Consider the following 17,687-nt stretch of genomic DNA (forward strand, 5'->3'; position numbering starts at 1 on the left):
TTCACCACATGACTCCCAGGGTTTCCTTTTTAGTATATGTTCCCTCACAACAAGCGGGGCGCCCGTAGTGCATCAGGCGCAGCCTTGGTCCGCCGAGTGAGCGGCGGCAGGGTCAGAGACAGCCAGGCCGGGCGAAGCGAAGAAGGGGGAGAGGGAACGGGCAAGCGCCAGCAAAAAAGCAGGGCCAGGCAAGAGGGAGGGCCAGGGCCGCAGCGAGCCAGAGGCCGGACAGCTCCCGTTTCACTCCCGGACCCTGGCTGCTAGCTGATCATATCCTCGGTAAACCAGATCCAGCCGTTGGGGGCGACGTAGACGCCGATCCCGATCTGATGCAGGGTCGTACTAAAGAGATGGATGTGATGCCAGCCCGTAGCAGGCTCGTTGGCCATGCTGGCCTGGATATTATAGACGCCCCCCCAGGGCGTCGGATAGGGGCCGGCCAGACCGATATTCTCGCCGCAGTCGCTGAAGGTGAAGCCCTCGTTGGCGATGCGCGTGCACTGTGGCAGCCCATCCGGGCAGGTATGGCTAAAGCCGCAGTGATACATATTCCAGCTATGCAGGCGCGCCCCACCCGAGAGGGTCGTATTCCAGACAAAGGGAGGCAGGCCGCAGGCGGCGCGATCCTGATTGATCTGCTGAAAGAGCTTCTGCGTCAGCATGATCTCCTCGGAAGTGAGGGCTGGCGGCTGACCATAAGGAGCGCTGCCCTTGCCGGTGGAGGCAATAGAGCCGGCGGCGGGAGCCGCACCGCTCGTGGCAGGAGCAGTTGCCCCACAGACATGGGAGGCATTGCTGACGTTCGACGACGTGGAGGTCGGGTTTGGCGTTGGCGTCGGCGTGCTGCGCTGACTGGGGATCACAATGCTGGTGGGCCGGGGATGCTGCTCCAGACTGCCCACAGCGTCGCTCATCGTTCGGGTCTGTGGCGCCGTCCCCTGTGACTGCCCGCCCGACCCGCTGGCATTCCCACAGGCCACACAGAAGGCCAGGAGAGAGAGGACCAGCATGAAGCTCGCGCGACCATGACGACTCAGGCTCAAGCTCATAGCGCTCGCTCCGCTCCTTTCTCTGGCGCGTACGTTGATTCTCTCGCACTTGCCTGCTTTGCTGATTGACAGGGAACAGTGTAGCACGGTGAGCAGCAGTCGAGCAGCAGAGCAGGTGAGCAGTGGTACTTTCGGGCGAGAGCCAGGGACAAATAGCGAGCCAGCGTTATGGAAAGGAAATGCCGCTATCAGGCGATGGACGCCCTCGGCGGCAGAAGTATGGCACGCGGTTATACCCAGGCAGCGGCTGGTTCACTATCGACGGCAGCAGCGCCGGGCTGGAGCGGAGAGCGCTGCATGCTAGCCTGGCCCGCCAGCGCTCTCCAGCGGTCAGGGAGAGGCGGCCTGGCTGGTAACAGGGAGGAGGCCACCCCTCTCTGGCGAATCCCCACGAGCAGGAAAGCCACGACTGGTCTGCTCATCCCCAGAGATAGCGATCGAGCCAGGCCAGGATACGCTCATGGCGATCGCACTGGTGAGCCAGCTCACGCAGGCCGTGCCCCTCGCGTGGATAGATCACCAACTCGGTGGGTACGCCGCGCTCGCGCAAGGCTCGATAGAAGGCATGGGCCTGGCTGACCGGCACGCAATCATCCTCGGCCCCGTGCAGGATCAGCGTCGGCGTTGTGACCTGGGCCGCATAGGTAAGCGGCGAGCGGGCGCGGTAGACCTCTGGCTGAGTCAGGGGATCGGCCTGCAGAAAGCGCACATCGAAATCGGGGATATTGGTCTGGGCGTGGAAGCCGTGCCAGTCGCAGATGCCGGCCCCCATGACCGCCGCTCGGAAGCGCTGCGTCTGCGTCACGGCCCAGGCCGCCATGAAGCCGCCGTAGCTCCAGCCGACAATCGCCAGGCGCTGGCCGTCGACCAGCCCGCGCTCCACCAGGGCATCGATACCGTGCAGCACATCTTGCAGATCCTTGCCTCCCATATCGCCGACTACAGCCTCGGCGAAGGCTCTGCCCCGGCCCAGGCTGCCGCGCACGTTGGGACGCAGCACGGCATAGCCAGCGGAGGCCAGCAGCAGGCTCCAGCCATCCTCAAAGCCCTCCAGGAACGCCCCTGTCGGGCCACCATGCACCCAGACCACCAGGGGCGGGGCCCCCTGGCCACGGCGCACCAGGGGCGGCGTAAAGAGGGCCTCAATCTCCCACTCATCAACGCTACGGTAGCTCAAGCGCCGGCTCTGTGGCAGCAGCCAGGTCTCCTCGGCCAGCGGATTCAGGCGCGTCAGACGTCGCCAGGTCAGGCCGCTCTGCGCTTCCTGGCCTGGGTCTGACTGGTCCTCCTGCGCCAGTTCGGCATAGTAGAGATCAGGCGGCTGCTCAGGCGAGCTACGCGTTGTCAGGAAGCAGCGCAGGTCTGGTGTGGTTGCGAGACAGGGCCAGCCTTCGCGCAGCACTACTCCGGCCTCGACCACCTGGCGTCTGCCGCTGGCCTCGTCCAGGATACCAACCTGCTGGCTCAGGCCGCTCCAGGCTGTATAGAGCAGGCGCCGCCCGTCGGGGAACCAGCGACACCAGGCCACACTGACCTCGGCGCCAGGGGTCAGATTACGAACCGGGCCGCCCTCCACGGGCACCACATAGAGATCGCCGGCCCCGCGGATCACATCGCTCCACTCGCCCGAGACGAAGGCCAGGCGCGTCCCATCCGGCGACCAGGCCAGGCCGCTGGCCTGATGCTCCAGGGATGTCAGTTGACGCACCGGGCCGCCCCCGGCCTCAACGACGCCGATCTGGCCGCGGTACCAGGTGGTCAATTCTGGGCCAGCGGAGAAATAGACGGCGAAGCGGCGCCCATCCGGCGACCAGCAGTATTCCCAGACCGCCAGCCCCTCGGGCGTCACCGGGCGCGGCACGCCCTCATCGAGGTAGACGGTCCACAGGCGCTGACAGCGTTCGGCCTCATGGCCAAAGACGCGCGGATCACTTTGCGGCTCGGGCTGTTCATAGCCGAGAAAGGCCAGGCGCGTCCCATCCGGCGACCAGGCGAGGTCACTGAGGCCGCCCGGCAGCGAACAGAGGCGGCGGGCCACCCCACCCTCAGCTGTCATTACAAAGAGCGCCAACCGCTCTCTATCGCCGCTTCGCTCCTCCTTCTCCTTCGCCAGGAAGGCCAGCAGGCGCCCGTCGGGTGACCAGCGCGGAGAATACTGCTCGCTCGCATCCAGACCAGCGGCGAGCGGGTGCGGCTCAGGCCCGGCGCTGGTGCTGATCTCCTGCAACCAGATTCGTCGTGAGAGGCGGGGCAGTCCGGGCACCGGCTCACGTATCACAAAAGCCGCGCGGCGGCCATCGGGCGTCAGATCGAACTCCTCCAGCTCGCGTAGATGCACACTCTCTCGCGGGCCGATCAGACGTCGAGACTGAGGTTGCCGGGAGGCCGGCGCCGCTGCCGGGCCTGCCTGCTGCGAGACCTCGTTGCTCACAGGAAAACTCCTTTCCTTCTCGCTGCCCTCTGGTGATGATGACAGCGTTTCCTCGCTCTGAGCAAGGCTCTGGCCGCGGCGAGGGTGGGACAGCCCAGTTTTGGCGGCAGAGCGGACCCCCTGGTTGGGTCGGCATCCCATCGATTGATCAACCAGTCAGCGGCCAGTCAGTCAGACTGGCCGCGCGAAGCACATGAGCAACCCTATTAAGAAGGGGGCACTGTTTGCTATTATACTGTAAGAGAGGAAGCGTTGCCCTGCCCGCACGCTGACAGAAGAATAGCAGACCCATTCCAGACGCTGAGGACCCTATGCTGTATGAACTACTGATCCTCTTCACCCTCATGCGAGGCCCGGCCCACGGCTATCTGATTGCCAAGATCATCAACGACATGATCGGCCCCTACGCCACCTTCAGTCATGGCCGACTCTACCCGCTGCTGGCCCGGCTGGAGCAGCAGGGACTTATTCAAGTTGAGCAGAACGGGAGCGTCCAGCAGGGCGACCGTCAAACGCGCGTCTACCGCATCACCGAAGCCGGGCGCCAGCGCTTCCACCAGCTCATGATGGACACCACTTCCAACCTGGGCGAATACCGTGAGATCTTCGCCCACAAAGTGGCCGGCTTTGGATTCCTCACCCTTGCCGAGCGCCTGCAGCTGATCGAGCACTACATCGGCTACTGTAAGGAGCACATCCAACACATCTATCGCGAAGCTGAAGATCTCCTCCGGAAAGCCAACGACAACGAAGCACTCCGAAGCCCCGAGCGCCTTGAGCACATCCTCAACGTCATGTACCACTGGGTCGAGCAATGGAAACTTGAGCTGTGCTGGGCCAAGCAGCTGCGCGAGGGCGTCCTGCAGCACCTGGTCCAGGAAGAGGCAGCCGCCCCAGCCGACCCAGAGCCGCAAGTGGCGCCCGACAACTAACCACCCAGCCGCTGCCGAGCAGCGAGCCGCGGCAGCTCGCAGTCCAGGCTCCCGGCTTCAGCCAGCGGAGCCGCCCGGGGCAGTGTGCGACTCCTCCTCTTCTCCACGCGCCAGGGCCGGTTTGTTCGCCCCCCTGTGGGACAGAGCCGCAGGACCAGCCGCAGGACCAGCCCAGCCGAAGGCCCGGCCCCAGTCCCTCCACTTCAGTGGGGCCTGACTGGAGCGAGACCATCCTCAGCTAGGAAACGGCGCCCGCCTCAGCCACAACCGTCTCATCGCCGCCCCTGGGCGCGCCCTGACGAGCGCGGCCCTTCCCCCTGCTCGAGAAAGCTGCCAGCGCCGTCAACCCCAGACCCAGGGCAGCGAAGGCGGCAGAAGCCCACCACGTCGCCGCAAAAGCCGTCATCACCTTATCTTTGAAGATCGCGCTAATACGCCCACCCAACATCTGCAGATGGCTACGCAGGGCCTCCCGCTGTGGGCCAGGAGGCACCGTCTGCGCCAGTGGCCTCAAATCGACCGTCATCGTTGCTCCTCCCGTCTGATCCTGTGCTGCCGTCTGTCCCGTCTGTGCCTGCCGCAAGGCCGTCACCAGGTGACTGCGCAACGCCGGCGGCAACTGCTGATCGCTCGCCACCACCTGCACGCTCTCCTGCTGGGCCTGCTGCAGATCCTGCTGAAGCTGGGCCGTGAAGAGGGCAATCAGCACAGCCACCCCGAGCGCAAAGCCCACCTGGCGGAAGGTATTCAGAATCCCGCTGCCGACCCCAAGCTGAGCCGGGGGCACCTCGCTGAGAGCAAAGGTGGGGAAGCTCTGGAAACACATTCCCATGCCCACGCCAATCAAGGCCAGGCGCCAGGCCGTGTCGAGCGATCCCGCCGAGGCACTCACCAGCGCCAGCAGGGTGAACCCCAGCGCCACCAGCAGCAGCCCCGTCAGGCCCACCAGGAGCGGCGGCAGGCGGCGCCCGACAGCCCCCATCAGCAGCGACAGGACCAGTGAGGCCAGCGGTAGCGGCAGCAAAGCATAGGCTGCCTCCAGCTGCCCGTAGCCACGCAGCTCGGTAAAGTAGAAGACAGCCATCACAAAGGCCCCCTGCATCGCCACCCCGAAGAGCAATATCGCCACATCCGAGAGCAGGAAGCTACGAATCCCAAAGAGGCGCAGGTTGACCATCGGCTCCTGCACACGCAGCTCGACCCTTACAAAGACCGCCAGGCCGACCAGGGCCAGGCCCAGGAGCGCCAGCGTAGGCAGCGAGCCCCACCCCCAATCATTGCCCTGCATCACCGCCAGCACCAGCGAGAACAGGGCCACACTCAACAACAACAAACCGGACCAATCCAAACGCCCGGCACGCCCATCCCGACGCACCTCGCGCGTCTCCGGCACCCAGAGCCAGACCAGGACCAGCCCAACCAGGCAGAACGGCAAATTGACGTAAAAAATCCAGCGCCAGCTCAGCGTCTGGACAATCAGCCCGCCCAGGACCGGGCCAAGGGCCGTAGCCAGACCAGCCGCCGCTCCCCAGAGGCCGACCGCCGCTCCCCGCTGCTCGCGGGGGAAGATGGCCATCAAAATGGCCAGACTGACGGGATTCAGCACCGCCGCCCCCACAGCCTGAAAGGCCCGGAAGCCAATCAACCAGCCGATCGAAGGAGCCAGTCCACAGAGCAGCGATCCCAGCATAAAGACCGCCATCCCAGCCATAAAGATCCACTTGCGCCCGAACAGATCGGCCAGGCGCCCCACGGTCACCAGCAGCACAGCGAACACCAGGCTATAGGCATCCAACACCCAGCCAGCCATCGTCAGATCGGTCTGCAACTGTTGCACAATGGCCGGCAAAGCGATCGTCACAATCGACACATCCAACAGGGCCATAAACAGCCCGAACATCATCGCCAGCAGCGCCAGCCAGGGATTCGTCCCGCGCCCCAGACCGCTTGCCGGCCTTGTTGCTTGTACCATGCCCTTTACCTCGCTTTCCGCCTTCTGGCACGGAAGGATACACCAGTAGGAGAGCTGGCTATCACCCACAGTCACGCTCATAGCGCACTGTCTCACCCGGTCCGGTCAAGATAGTCAGCTCTCCCTCACAAGTCCCTCACGCCTGCGGGGGTAATTTCCTCCGCGGTATTATCTCACAGTGACCTATTATATCCCTTGCTATAGAGAAAGTCAATAGTTAGATACCCAAATTTTGCCCATTGATATTGAATTTTATCAGTATATATAGGTCATAATGACCTTCTCTGCAGAAGCGAAGGATAGAGGCCGCGTCAGGCAAGGGGCCGGCAGAGGCGGGCTGGTCAGCGCGCAGTGGGCGAACAGGCCCGAGCCTGCCCTCGTCAAGACAGGAGAGACGTGCGATACTGTATCAGGACCAGAAAGGAGAGCATCAGGGAGTTCGCATTTCCCATTTTGGGCCAGCAGTGTCCAGGGTACTGACTCACTCACATTGTCAGCCCGCTAGCCTGCCAGTAGACCAACAAGGGAGGAAAGAGACACTATGGCAAGCTTCGCCTACACTCGCGGATTACACGACCTTGGCAACGACCTCTACGCCTACCTGCAACCGCCCGGCACCTGGGGTCTGAGCAACGCCGGGCTGATCGTTGACGGCCAGGCCACCCTGCTTGTCGACACACTCTTCGACCTCAAGCTTACCGGACAGATGCTGGAGACCATGAAACGGGCCGTGCCTGCTGCCGCCGAGATCGGCACCGTGGTCAACACCCACGCCAACGGCGACCACTGTTACGGCAATCAGCTTGTCGCCAACGCCCAGATCATCGCTTCCGAGCAAGCTGCCATCGAGATGCAAGAGGACCCGCCAGAGCGCCTGCGCACCTTACTCACCCAGACAGCCAACCTGCCCCAGCTACAGCGCTTCCTGCAGCGGGCCTTTGGCGCCTTCGACTTCAGCGACATCACCCTGACCCCACCGACGCGCACCTTCAGCGGCGAGCTGACGCTGCACGTCGGCAGCAAAGAAGTGCGCCTGATTGAAGTTGGGCCGGCTCACACGCGTGGCGACATCATCGTCTATGTACCCGATGAGCGCGTAGTCTTCAGCGGCGACATCCTCTTCATCGGTGGCCATCCCATCATGTGGGCTGGTCCCACCGCCAACTGGCTGCGCGCCTGCGACCTGATCCTGCGACTTGACCCTGAGATCATCGTTCCTGGGCATGGCCCCATCACCGACCAGCGCGGCGTCAGTGAGGTCAAGGGCTACCTGCAATACCTCTACGACGAAGCCCGCAAGCGCTACGAGGCCGGCCTGTCGGCCCTGGAGGCCGCGCGCGATATCCCTCTCGACCGCTATGCTACCTGGACCGACGGCGAGCGCATCGTGGCCAATGTCGCGGCCATGTACCGTGAATTCAGCGGCGACCAGAGCCAGCCGGAGAAACCCCTGCTCTTCGCCAGCATGGCTGCACTGGCTTCTTGATCCTGAGCGTCCAGTCTAAGACTGCGCCTCTCTTCTCCTTCCTCGTTGGCCTGATGATCCAGCCGTCCCAAAAGCCAGTGAGGGAGACAGAGAGGCCACCCTGCAGGAACAGAGGCAACAGTCGTCTGGAGACCTACCAAACCGTCGAGGCGACCGTTCTTCCCACTCGGCCCACCAGCCGAGATCTCTGGAGGCAAGAACCGATGAAACTGGTGACCTACGTCCTCGATGCCAACACGCCACGCGAAGGAGGGCGAGCCGGCGTGCTGCTCAACGACCTCATTCTTGACCTAGCCACTCTCGGTCGCTGGGCCGCAGCGCGCGAGGCCGCCTTTGCCCGCCTCAGCCCAGGGAGCGAAGCGTCGCTTCCTTCCACGCTGCTGGCTCTTCTCCAGGAGGGAGCTTCAGCCTGGGAGCGGCTGCGCATCGCCTTCGCCCTGGCCAGTCAGACAGAGCCGGCGCACCTCCAAAGTCAGGAGGGATTAGCCTTTCCGCTGGAGCAGGTCCACCTGCGCCCGCCCATTCCCACCCCTCCCACCATCCGCGACTTCTTCGCCTTCGAGGCCCACGTGCGCAACGCCCGCGCCCGCAGCGGACTGGAAGTGCCGCCGCAATGGTACCAGATTCCCGTCTTCTATTTCTCGAACACCTCGGCCCTCTACGGGCACGACGAAGCGATTCCCTATCCACGCCACAGCCAGGCATTGGACTATGAGCTAGAGATGGCCGCCGTCATCGGGCGCGAGGGGCAGGACATCGCTGCCGAGCAGGCCGCGGACTACATCGCGGGCTATATGATAATGAACGACTGGAGCGCGCGCGACCTCCAGCTCCAGGAAATGGCCGTCCAGCTTGGGCCAGCCAAAGGCAAAGATTTCGCCACCTCCTTTGGCCCCTGGCTGGTCACGCCCGACGAGTTGCAGCCCTACCGTCGCGGCAGCGGCGCCGACGAGCGCTTTGATCTGCCCATGCGCGCCCGGGTCAACGGGGTCCTCCTGACCGAAGCCAACTTCCAGGAGATCTATTACACCTTCCCTCACATGATCGAGCGCGCCTCTCAGCACGTCCGCCTGCGTCCGGGCGACATCCTCGGCTCTGGCACCTGCGGCGGCGGGTGCCTGCTCGAACTCGGACAGGAACGCCATCGCTGGCTGAGCGTAGGAGACGTCGTGGAGCTAGAAATCGCCGGGCTGGGTCTCCTGCGCAACAGCATCGTCGCGTCGCCCCACCATCCTGAGTGAGAGTCGCCCGTGAGCGTCTGGCGCCTCATCTCAATCAGGACAAGCAAGGAGCGAAGGCCCACCATCAGTACTCGACCTTCGCTCCTCCTGCCTGTCCTTAAAGGAGATCCGGGGAATGCTGCGGCTGTTCACCCTCTGCTCTGCTCCTTGCCGCGGCTAGGCCCGTCCTTCCTGAGGCGGAAGCTGGTGCATCCCATGCTCCTGGTCGCTGGGCAGCGCATCGGAAGAAGAGGCATGCCTCGTCTCCTCCCCGGCAAGGCCTCGCTCCTCAGCCAGCTCCTCCAGCACCCGATCACGACGCTGCTGATCGCTAATAGCCCGGGCCAGATGCAGACTGAGGCAGATACGTTCAATCTCCAGCGTTGTCAGCCGCAGCGCTTCCAAGCGTTTCCCCAGATCTTCCCGCTCACTACTCTTGACTTTGATGAGCTTCCCTATCAGGCTAACCAGCAGCGTCGCCACCGAGAGAATCGAGCCACCCACAACGGAGGCCCGGAACATAATCACCAGCGCCACAATCACGCAGAGCCAGACAATCACTCGGGTCTCATAGAAGATGATACGATTGGCGCGACGAAGCTCTTCATAGTCTGACTTCAGCAATTGATAGAAATCAGCCAGATGGTCGGGAAAGTATGCCAGCGGCTCAGAGGGAGGTTCAACCATCTTGGCCCGGGTCTGGCGGCGCCTGCTCCGGCGCGATGTGCCCTCCGCCTCCTCAGACGCGCTCGCTCCCTGCTCTGCCGAGTGATCACGCATACCAGCCCCCCAACCCGGCACAGGATCGCCTACTACTCATATCATATATTGTTTTTTGTTATACACAAAAGCAATTGAGGCATTGATTACTCACACGAGAGAGGGGGCTGAGGTGGCCCCACCCAGTATTCAAGTAGAGAAGCAATCGCCTCTCCACGCTGCTGAGCATCAACCACCTCATAGGCGCGAAAACATTCCAGATAGGCCGCATACAGCTCTTGCAGACGCTGCAGGTGCTCCTCCAGCTCGTGCTGATAGCGCTGATGGAAGCGCAGTAACAGCAGCGCGAGTACAACCGCCAGCGAGGCGGCCCCAATGCTCCATTCCAGCGGCACGGCAAGCAAGAGACCAGCCAGAGCCATACCCAGAGACAGCACGCTCATTGGCAATCCCCCAACAACCAGGCGCTGCGTCAAAGCCAGGCGCCGGCGCAGACGGGCATGCTCTTTGCACAGCCGCTGATAGCAAGCATCCAGCCTCGCTAGATACTCTTCAGCCAGGTCATAGCAAACCGTCCCGGGCAGCTCCTCGGTCTCATTCGAGAGCCTGGCCCTATCGACGCCGACCATCAGCATAGGAGCGGCAAGCGCTTCCTCGCCTCTGCGCAGCACCCTGGGGGTACGAAAACGCGTTCCCATCGGGGTCTCCTCCTCACCGACCAGGAAGGGAGTGATAGCAATAGCAGATCACCTTAGTTTCTATTATAATTCACTAAAAAAGCTGAAGATCTCTATATAAATGGATAGGAAGAAAGAAAACGGAGATGTAAAGAGAGAGCAGAGATGAACAAAGAATATAAAAATAGAAGCAGCGCAGCGAGGTGGAAGAGCACAAGGTCAGCTCAGCGGTCCCCAGGGTCTCATCCGGCGGCGGGCTTTCTGGGCCTCCTGATACTGGCCGAGCAGCTCATAGATTTCAGCCTTCAGCATCCAGGCGCGGGCATAACTGCGATCAAGCTCGGTTGCCTCATTCAAAGCATCGAGGGCGGCACGATGGTGGCCGAGGCGCAGAAGAGCCTCCGCCTTATTGCACCAGGCCACGGCACTGCGCGGATTAATCAAGAGCGCCCGCGTATAGGCCTCGACCGCTCCAGCAAAATCGTGGAGCGCCGAGCGAGCATTTCCCAAACCATTCCAGGCATGAAAACTATTGGAATCGCAGGCGAGAGCCTGCTCATAGGAGGCCAGCGCCTCGGTCGTCAGGCCCATATCCAACTGGGCATCTGCCTTTCCATTCCAGGCCGCCACATAATGAGGGTCGAGAGCCAGGGCCCGCTCAAAATGGACCAGAGCTTGCTGATAGCGCTGCAGTCGATGGAGAGCCAGGCCGGCGCTGACCCAGACCACCGCGCTCTCGGGATCAATCTCCGTCGCCCGCTGGAAAGCTTCATATGCCTTGCGATAATTCCCCTGGTTATAGAGCGCCGTCCCCTTGCCATTCCAGGCATGGAAGTTACGAGGAGAGAGTTGGAGCGCCTCCTCGTAGGCTCGCAGCGCCTGCGCATAGTGCTGCTGGCGCAAGAGCTGGTCCCCCTCTTGACACTTCTCACGCACGCTGCTGCTGATACGTGACGAAATACGCGTCTGCTGCTGATGCTGAACTGGCAACGGAGCGCTGGCCTGGACCTCCACCCCGTTGCTCTCCGCCTCGCTCTGGAGGGCAGCCGCCGCCTGAACCTGGGCAGGCAGCGCCCGCCGCGGGCCCGAGGCCGGCGGTAGACGCACCGCCTCGCGCGAGCGCACCACCAGGGCCCGCGCCCCCGTGCCGAGCTGCAAAGCCCGGTCAAAGTCATATTGAAACTCCAGCATATCGCTGTAGCGCTCCTCCGGGCGCGGCGCCAGGGCTCGCAGCAGCACCTCATCCAGCTCCGGGGTCAGCTCGCGGTTCAGCGAAGAAGGAGGCACCATCACCCCACTAAGCGGATCATGGGGATGATAACCGGTAAGCATTTCGTAGAGGACGACCGCACAACCGTATTGATCGCTGCGGGGATCAACAATGCCATGAGCCTGCTCGGGAGCCATATAGCCAACCGTACCGCGCACCGTGACCGTCATGCCCACGCGTGCCCCCGGCTCCAGAGCGCGGGCAATGCCGAAGTCGGTGATCACCAGGCGATAATCTTCCTGATGGATCAAGAGATTTTCTGGCTTGATATCGCGATGAATCACAGGGCGAGGGCGAGTATGAGCATAATGCAGCGCCGACACTAACTGATGAAAATGTTGCACCGTCTCCCAGAATGGCAGAGGGCCACCCGCGCTGGCCAGACGCGTGCGCAGTGAACCCGCAGTATAGAGGGGCATAATCAAAAAGACGCTCGGGCCATCGCGGCCATAGTCCAGCACCGGGGCAATATTGGGATGATCCAGAGCCGCCGCGATCCGCGCTTCGCGCAAAAAATGCTCGCGCTCCCCCGCTGTTGTCCTGCTTGGCAGGAGGAGCTTGATCGCCACATAGCGCGACAAATGGCGATCGACCCCGCGGAAGACCGCTGCATACCCCCCTTTGCTGATCAAAGCCTCAACCACATAGCGACCGGCGAGCGCAGTTCCCAATAGAGGGAGAGCGCAGGCTCGGCAGAACAGATCAGATTCGCGATTCTCGTACCCGCAATCATCCAGGTCGGCGCAGCGTCGCATGCCCTCCTCCTCTTTCAGTCTCTCCAGTCTCTCAGAGTCTTTCCGTAACGCGATCGACAACCAGGTGCAGCTCATCTCTTCAGAGAGAGGGCGCAGCCACCCGGCGTGTCCAGCGTCTCATCTACGTCTTGCGCAACGCCGCCTGTTGCTCCAGCGAGCGTACCCACTCCTGACAGGAGCGGGCCTCCTCGCTACGTCCCAGGCGTTCGAGGACGACCGCCTTATTGTGCCAGGCATCGGGTTCCTCGGGAGCGAAGGCTGTCGCCTGATCAAGGGCCGCCAGGGCTTCTTCTAGCCGGCCCAGGGCGAAGAGCGATAAGCCCTTATTGTTCCAGGCAGCGATATAGTGGGCATCGAGGGCCAAAGCACGATCAAAAGCTTCCAGGGCTTCTTCATAGCGTCCCAGCTCATGGAGGAGGCTCCCCTTGTTATACCAGGCGGAGATCAGGCCATCGTCGTAGCGCAGCGCCTGGGTATACGATTCAAGGGCATCCTCATACATGCGTAACGCAGCCAAGACGTTTCCTCGATTATACCATGCGCCGGCCAGAGTAGGATCAAGTTCTAGGGCTTCATCGTAGGCAGCAAGCGCCTCCGCATAGCGCCGCAGATCGCGCAGGTCGTTTGCCTTATCAAAATAATAGAGGGCATTACGCGGCTCCAGCTGCAGTGCACGCTCATGAAGCGGTAGCGCCTGATCGGGTTGCTTCAGGCGACGCAAAATATTACCCTTAATATCCCATAACGAAGCGCGCTGGCTCTCCAACTCCAGGGCACGATCGATCGCAATGAGGGCCTCCTCGTAGCGCTGCAAGCTATAGAGCGTATCGCTCATAGCCTGCCAGATCACGCTCTGGTGGGGATCGAGCACCAGGGCGCGGTCAAAAGCCAGCAGGGCCTCCTCCGGGCGATTCTGCTCAGCCAGCGCCATGCCGCGGCCACTCCAGGCAAAGGCCGAATTTGGATCGAGGGCCAGCGCCTGATCGTAGCAATACATCTCCTCATCGTAGCGGCCCAGCTCATGCAAGACACTGGCGCGTGAGTTCCATAGCTCAGGATCATCCGGGCGCAAGCGCAGAGCGTAATCATAGGCCGCCAGGGCCTCCTCCGGGCGGCCAAGTAGCATGAGCGAGGCCCCCTTGCCGACCCAGGCCTCTACCGGGTTCCCCTGAGAGCGAATGGCCACCTCGTAGGCGGCCAGCGCCTCCTCATAGCGCTGCTGCTCATAGAGCGCATTGGCCTCAGCCAGCCAGTCGCGCACGCCTGTCGGAGTCGTCTGGCGCTGAGAGACGGCCCTGCGGGGCAGCGCTGGATAGCGCTCAGTACTGACCTCATCCTCCGCGACTCCCTTCTCCTCCTCCTCCTTCACCTCAGCCGCAGCCTGCACCGTTGCCTCAGCCTCCGACCACAACAGGTTGCTCCCCACACGCACCGTCATGTGGGGACGGAACTGGCGAGCTGGCTGACGCGCCGGGTCAAACTCCGTCTTCACCAGAAAGGCTACCGGCCCATCCTGGCCATAATCGGTCACGCGAATGCTCCCCGGTTCATTGACCCGGCTAGAGAGCGACATAGCCAGCTCCGCATCTTGCAGGAACTCTTCTCGCTCCTGCTCCGTTGCCTCGCGCGGGCGCAGCACACGCACCGTCACTGGCAGCCCGCGATGGTGATCCAGGGCCTGCAGCGTAACCGTCTGACGGTCGCGAGAAAGCAGATCCATAATTTCATAGCGCCCCAGCAGGAATGAGCCTCTGGTCGGAATTCCACATCGGGCGCAAAAACGCACTTTATCAGGATTCTGATAACCACAACCTTCGGCGTCCAAACAGCCCCCCATGGGCCTCCTCCCTGCTCAGCACATCGTTTTAACAACGTTCCCTCATACATACAAACACGTAGACATCACAGAAACGGTGGAACAGCAGCATGCAAGCATATAGGGACCCGCGACCTACTGTAACGAAAGGGTCCTGCTCTGTCAAGAGAACGTTCCAGCATGCTTTTCTCATGATACCACAAAGTGCGGCCAGGGCGCTGCTCAGCGGCCATTTTCGCCTGTCCCTCCCCCTCTCAGGGGGGCTTGCCTTCCCTCTCAGGCCGTGCCATAATGAAAAGGATTTCAGCAGATTTGCTGTAGTCCTCTCCTGCAGAGATCCTCTATAGTAAGAGCAAAACGCTGTAACAGTCTCACACTGGCTGATGCTGGTTGGCTGCGAGGAAGTTGCTCCGCAGGAGGGTTTTGACAGTGTTCAGCGAGCTACGAGAGCAGGACGATAGCCTAATGACGACACAGACCGCCCCCGGTGCAGTCAATGGCGAGCACGAAGAGCAGCGAGTGATCCGCGTGCTGCTCGCCGATGACCACGCCCTGGTGCGCGAAGGAACACGACGCTTGCTTGAGGCAGAGAGCGATGTCGCAGTGGTGGCCGAGGCGGCAAGCGGAGAGGAGGCGGTAGAGGCCGCCCGGCGCCTGAATCCTGATATTGCGATCATGGACATCGCTATGCCTGGTATGGGGGGGATCGAGGCCACCCGCCAGATCAAGGCCCACTGCCCCAAAACCGCTGTCCTGGTGCTCTCTGCTTACGACGATGAACAGTACCTGATCGCGCTGCTGGAGGCGGGCGCCGCCGGCTTCCTCCTGAAGAATGTGCATGGCCAGGAGTTGGTGAATGCGATTCGCTCCGTGGCCCGAGGTGAGTCAGTGCTGCAGCCGTCGCTGACGGAGAAAATGATGCGCCGCCTGACAAACCGCAGCCACCCGGCTCAGCGCTCCTCAGATCTGCTCAGCGAACGCGAGTTCGATGTGCTGCGCCTGGCCGCTCGTGGTCTGCCGAATAAGGAGATCGCACGCCGCCTCGGCCTGAGTATCCGCACCGTCCATAGCCACCTGGCCAATATCTTCCAGAAGATGCAGGTTGGCTCACGCACCGAGGCTGTACTCCAGGCCCTGCGCCGGGGGATGATCTCACTCCAGGATACGTACGATACTCAATGAGAACCATGCTCAAGCAGGCACAGTTCTCGCCGCTACGGCTGCTGGTAATTGCTCTCTCCCTGGCCATTGCTTTGCCTCTACTGCTCTGGTCTATCCACAATTATCGACCAGCCCCTAACTTTTACGGCCCACGCGCTATCTACAGCCTGGTCGCCTTAACGTCGCTGCTGGCCCTACTAGGGCGCTTCTCTTTGCTTCGTCTGCTGCGCTCCGAGCTGGCCGATCCCAAAAATACCCAGCAGCAGGTCCTGGACACCTGGCGCCCGCTCTTTCTCTTCGACATCACCGCCCCCTTCTATCTGGCCGCCAGCGTGCTGATTAGCGTGCCCGCCGCAGTGCTGACGGCAATCATCACCCAGGCGGTGCTCCAGAGCTATACGCTGGCACGCGGCTTTATCTCCTGGAGTGAGGCCTGCTATCGCCTGGCCAGCACAGGCTTGATCGTCTTTCTGGCCGGCTCGGTCTATGTCTGGGTGGCCGGCAACACGCATCTGCCTCTTCAGCACAGTGGACGTCTGGCAGAAACCAACGAATTGCTCGGCAGCGTGCTGGCCGCTGTGGTCATGATGATTCTCATCGCCCTGATCGCCTTGCCCGTGATGTTCCGTTGGTCTGGACGTCCCACCGGGGCCGCCTGGCGCGCTTATCTGACCTCCCCGTTTCTGCGCTTTCAGGCCCTGGTGCTGAGCGTAGGCCCGCTGCTGCCCGTGGTCGATATTTTCGACGATGCAGCCGCCGAGCTGGCCTGGCTCTTCTTTCTGGTGCCGCTCTTCGCTATTTATTACCTGGCCCTGGTCAGTACACGCTTGAGTATTCAGACCAATGAACTGCAGCGCACGCTCGAAGATTTGCGGAGCGCACGCCGGCGCCAGGATGAGCTACGCGACTACGCCTCTCTGATCACACGCGTCCAGGAAGAAGAGCGCCGTCGTCTGGCCCGTGAGCTGCATGACGATACAGCCCAGGCGTTGATCGCGCTCTCTTTGGGCCTGGACGGTTTGGGGCGCGCCATGCGCCAGCTCCAGCTGCCGGAGAAAGACCTGGAGTGGCACGCCAGTCTGCAGAATCTGGCCGATCGTACGCTGGAGGGGGTGCGCCGCGCCTGCCGCGATCTGCGTCCGTCGGTGCTGGATGATCTGGGCCTGCACGCGGCCCTGGAGTGGCTCAGCGATAGTTCCGCTGAGCGCGGCGTCCCTTGTACCTTCAGTTGCTCGGGTGAACCTCGCCCGACCTCTCCAGAGGCGGAGATCGCCGTCTTTCGCATTGTTCAGGAGGCACTCTCGAATGTCTGGCGCCACTCGCAGGCCAGTCAGGCCTGGCTGCATGTAGCCTATTTACCCACCTGCCTGACGGTGACTGTGAGCGATAATGGCCGGGGCTTCGCTCCTGAACAGGTCGGCCCGGGACGCGAACACGGCTCTCAGGGAGGTTTGGGTCTGCTCGGAATGCGCGAGCGCGCGGCTTTGGTCGGCGCAACGCTCTCGATCGAGTCAGCCCCCGGTCAGGGCTGCACTGTCCGCCTGGCGCTCCCTCTGCCCCCTGATCAGCCGGGCACTGACCAGCAGTAGCGCCTCACTTGCAGGCGCCCGCCACTGCCCTCAACCCCAGATCAAACCGATCAGTTCCTCTCTCCCAAAGCGAAGCGCTTCTCACATTTCTTCTCGAAGACGATTAGGTACATCTGCTGATGCTTTTTGCCAGCCAATGACGCATAGTAATAACTGGGTGGGGTCCGGGAGGCAGCCAGTGTTCATGGAAGCTTACTTCGGTTCGATGGGTCGACGGTAAGCTCTAGCCAGGGACCGGGACCTGGCTACGGGGGCCAAGATTATCGACGACTCATCGCCGGTGCTCGGAACGGTCTTTGTGCCCGTTGCGGGTTTTGAAACGAGTAGCATCTTTGTCTCTCCGTGCGGTGTTCACTCTTCGTTGTGTAAGCTTCTATCGGACACATTGGCCCTCCCGGACCCCCACCTCTTTGCTTCCTCTCTCCTCTCTCGCCCTTTCTTTCTAGCTCTCCCTTCCTACTCTCCGCGGCAGCGATGACCTCCCCCTCGTTTACCTGCTTCTGTGAGATGGTACGATACAGGTTAGGAGTTCACGCACGCTTGCCGTGGCTCTTGCTCATCCATTATAATTAATGAAGCTGAATACTGTTGTAGCCGTCACCCATCGCT

The 17,687-nt window shown here is 62.1% G+C and carries 12 protein-coding genes; 5 read left to right on the top strand and 7 right to left on the bottom strand.

What is annotated here, in order from left to right; all coding sequences use genetic code 11:
- Nucleotides 1-260: 260 nt before the first annotated feature.
- Both KTAU_RS01660 and KTAU_RS01665 read right to left on the bottom strand, forming a co-directional pair.
- Nucleotides 261-1,049 carry a CAP domain-containing protein gene (locus KTAU_RS01660; RefSeq protein WP_151726733.1) on the bottom strand — a complete coding sequence of 263 codons (789 nt, stop codon included), beginning with the start codon at nucleotides 1,047-1,049 and terminating at the stop codon, nucleotides 261-263.
- A 418-nt stretch (nucleotides 1,050-1,467) separates the two neighbouring features.
- A complete protein-coding gene (locus KTAU_RS01665) occupies nucleotides 1,468-3,480 on the bottom strand; it encodes a S9 family peptidase (RefSeq protein ID WP_170292980.1) in 2,013 nt (670 codons plus the stop codon).
- A 311-nt stretch (nucleotides 3,481-3,791) separates the two neighbouring features.
- Here KTAU_RS01665 and KTAU_RS01670 point away from each other — a divergent pair, with 311 nt between their 5' ends.
- A complete protein-coding gene (locus KTAU_RS01670; protein ID WP_151726735.1) occupies nucleotides 3,792-4,412 on the top strand; it encodes a PadR family transcriptional regulator in 621 nt (206 codons plus the stop codon).
- Between the two features lie 238 nt (nucleotides 4,413-4,650).
- Here KTAU_RS01670 and KTAU_RS01675 read toward each other — a convergent pair whose 3' ends face one another.
- Entirely contained in the window at nucleotides 4,651-6,384 is a 1,734-nt protein-coding gene (locus KTAU_RS01675) for a DHA2 family efflux MFS transporter permease subunit (RefSeq protein WP_170292981.1), read from the bottom strand.
- Between the two features lie 541 nt (nucleotides 6,385-6,925).
- On the opposite strand from KTAU_RS01675, the gene KTAU_RS01680 reads away from it, so the two are divergent.
- Nucleotides 6,926-7,870: an MBL fold metallo-hydrolase gene (locus KTAU_RS01680; RefSeq protein ID WP_151726737.1), complete on the top strand. Its 945-nt coding sequence runs from the start codon at nucleotides 6,926-6,928 to the stop codon at nucleotides 7,868-7,870.
- A gap of 203 nt (nucleotides 7,871-8,073) precedes the next feature.
- On the top strand, nucleotides 8,074-9,111 hold the full coding sequence (locus KTAU_RS01685) for a fumarylacetoacetate hydrolase family protein (RefSeq protein WP_151726738.1): 1,038 nt from the start codon (nucleotides 8,074-8,076) through the stop codon (nucleotides 9,109-9,111).
- Nucleotides 9,112-9,267: 156 nt separating this feature from the next.
- Here KTAU_RS01685 and KTAU_RS01690 read toward each other — a convergent pair whose 3' ends face one another.
- From KTAU_RS01690 to KTAU_RS01705, 4 genes are all read right to left on the bottom strand, one after another.
- A complete protein-coding gene (locus tag KTAU_RS01690) occupies nucleotides 9,268-9,870 on the bottom strand; it encodes a magnesium transporter (RefSeq protein ID WP_151726739.1) in 603 nt (200 codons plus the stop codon).
- Nucleotides 9,871-9,956: 86 nt separating this feature from the next.
- Complete coding sequence (locus tag KTAU_RS01695) at nucleotides 9,957-10,508, bottom strand: hypothetical protein (RefSeq protein WP_151726740.1); 552 nt, start codon at nucleotides 10,506-10,508, stop codon at nucleotides 9,957-9,959.
- 198 nt (nucleotides 10,509-10,706) lie between these two features.
- On the bottom strand, nucleotides 10,707-12,512 hold the full coding sequence (locus KTAU_RS01700; RefSeq protein ID WP_170292982.1) for a serine/threonine-protein kinase: 1,806 nt from the start codon (nucleotides 12,510-12,512) through the stop codon (nucleotides 10,707-10,709).
- 121 nt (nucleotides 12,513-12,633) lie between these two features.
- Complete coding sequence (locus KTAU_RS01705) at nucleotides 12,634-14,232, bottom strand: tetratricopeptide repeat protein (protein ID WP_170292983.1); 1,599 nt, start codon at nucleotides 14,230-14,232, stop codon at nucleotides 12,634-12,636.
- A gap of 561 nt (nucleotides 14,233-14,793) precedes the next feature.
- Between KTAU_RS01705 and KTAU_RS01710 the strand changes: the two genes are divergently transcribed.
- Both KTAU_RS01710 and KTAU_RS01715 read left to right on the top strand, forming a co-directional pair.
- Nucleotides 14,794-15,510 (top strand): response regulator, encoded by a 717-nt coding sequence (locus KTAU_RS01710; protein WP_151726743.1) that lies wholly within the window; start codon nucleotides 14,794-14,796, stop codon nucleotides 15,508-15,510.
- Nucleotides 15,507-17,078 carry a sensor histidine kinase gene (locus tag KTAU_RS01715; RefSeq protein WP_151726744.1) on the top strand — a complete coding sequence of 524 codons (1,572 nt, stop codon included), beginning with the start codon at nucleotides 15,507-15,509 and terminating at the stop codon, nucleotides 17,076-17,078. The genes KTAU_RS01710 and KTAU_RS01715 overlap by 4 nt, the downstream gene beginning before the upstream one ends.
- Nucleotides 17,079-17,687 lie beyond the last annotated feature (609 nt).

The sequence above is a fragment of the Thermogemmatispora aurantia genome, assembly GCF_008974285.1.
GTDB classification, from domain to species: Bacteria; Chloroflexota; Ktedonobacteria; order Ktedonobacterales; family Ktedonobacteraceae; genus Thermogemmatispora; species Thermogemmatispora aurantia.

Excerpts from the sequence above, each read along its gene's own strand:
- KTAU_RS01660 (WP_151726733.1), bottom strand. The coding sequence starts at position 1,049 with ATGAGCTTGAGCCTGAGTCGTCATGGTCGCGCGAGCTTCATGCTGGTC.
- KTAU_RS01670 (WP_151726735.1), top strand. The coding sequence starts at position 3,792 with ATGCTGTATGAACTACTGATCCTCTTCACCCTCATGCGAGGCCCGGCC.
- KTAU_RS01675 (WP_170292981.1), bottom strand. The coding sequence starts at position 6,384 with ATGGTACAAGCAACAAGGCCGGCAAGCGGTCTGGGGCGCGGGACGAAT.
- KTAU_RS01680 (WP_151726737.1), top strand. The coding sequence starts at position 6,926 with ATGGCAAGCTTCGCCTACACTCGCGGATTACACGACCTTGGCAACGAC.
- KTAU_RS01685 (WP_151726738.1), top strand. The coding sequence starts at position 8,074 with ATGAAACTGGTGACCTACGTCCTCGATGCCAACACGCCACGCGAAGGA.
- KTAU_RS01690 (WP_151726739.1), bottom strand. The coding sequence starts at position 9,870 with ATGCGTGATCACTCGGCAGAGCAGGGAGCGAGCGCGTCTGAGGAGGCG.
- KTAU_RS01695 (WP_151726740.1), bottom strand. The coding sequence starts at position 10,508 with ATGGGAACGCGTTTTCGTACCCCCAGGGTGCTGCGCAGAGGCGAGGAA.
- KTAU_RS01700 (WP_170292982.1), bottom strand. The coding sequence starts at position 12,512 with ATGCGACGCTGCGCCGACCTGGATGATTGCGGGTACGAGAATCGCGAA.
- KTAU_RS01705 (WP_170292983.1), bottom strand. The coding sequence starts at position 14,232 with ATGGATCTGCTTTCTCGCGACCGTCAGACGGTTACGCTGCAGGCCCTG.
- KTAU_RS01710 (WP_151726743.1), top strand. The coding sequence starts at position 14,794 with ATGACGACACAGACCGCCCCCGGTGCAGTCAATGGCGAGCACGAAGAG.
- KTAU_RS01715 (WP_151726744.1), top strand. The coding sequence starts at position 15,507 with ATGAGAACCATGCTCAAGCAGGCACAGTTCTCGCCGCTACGGCTGCTG.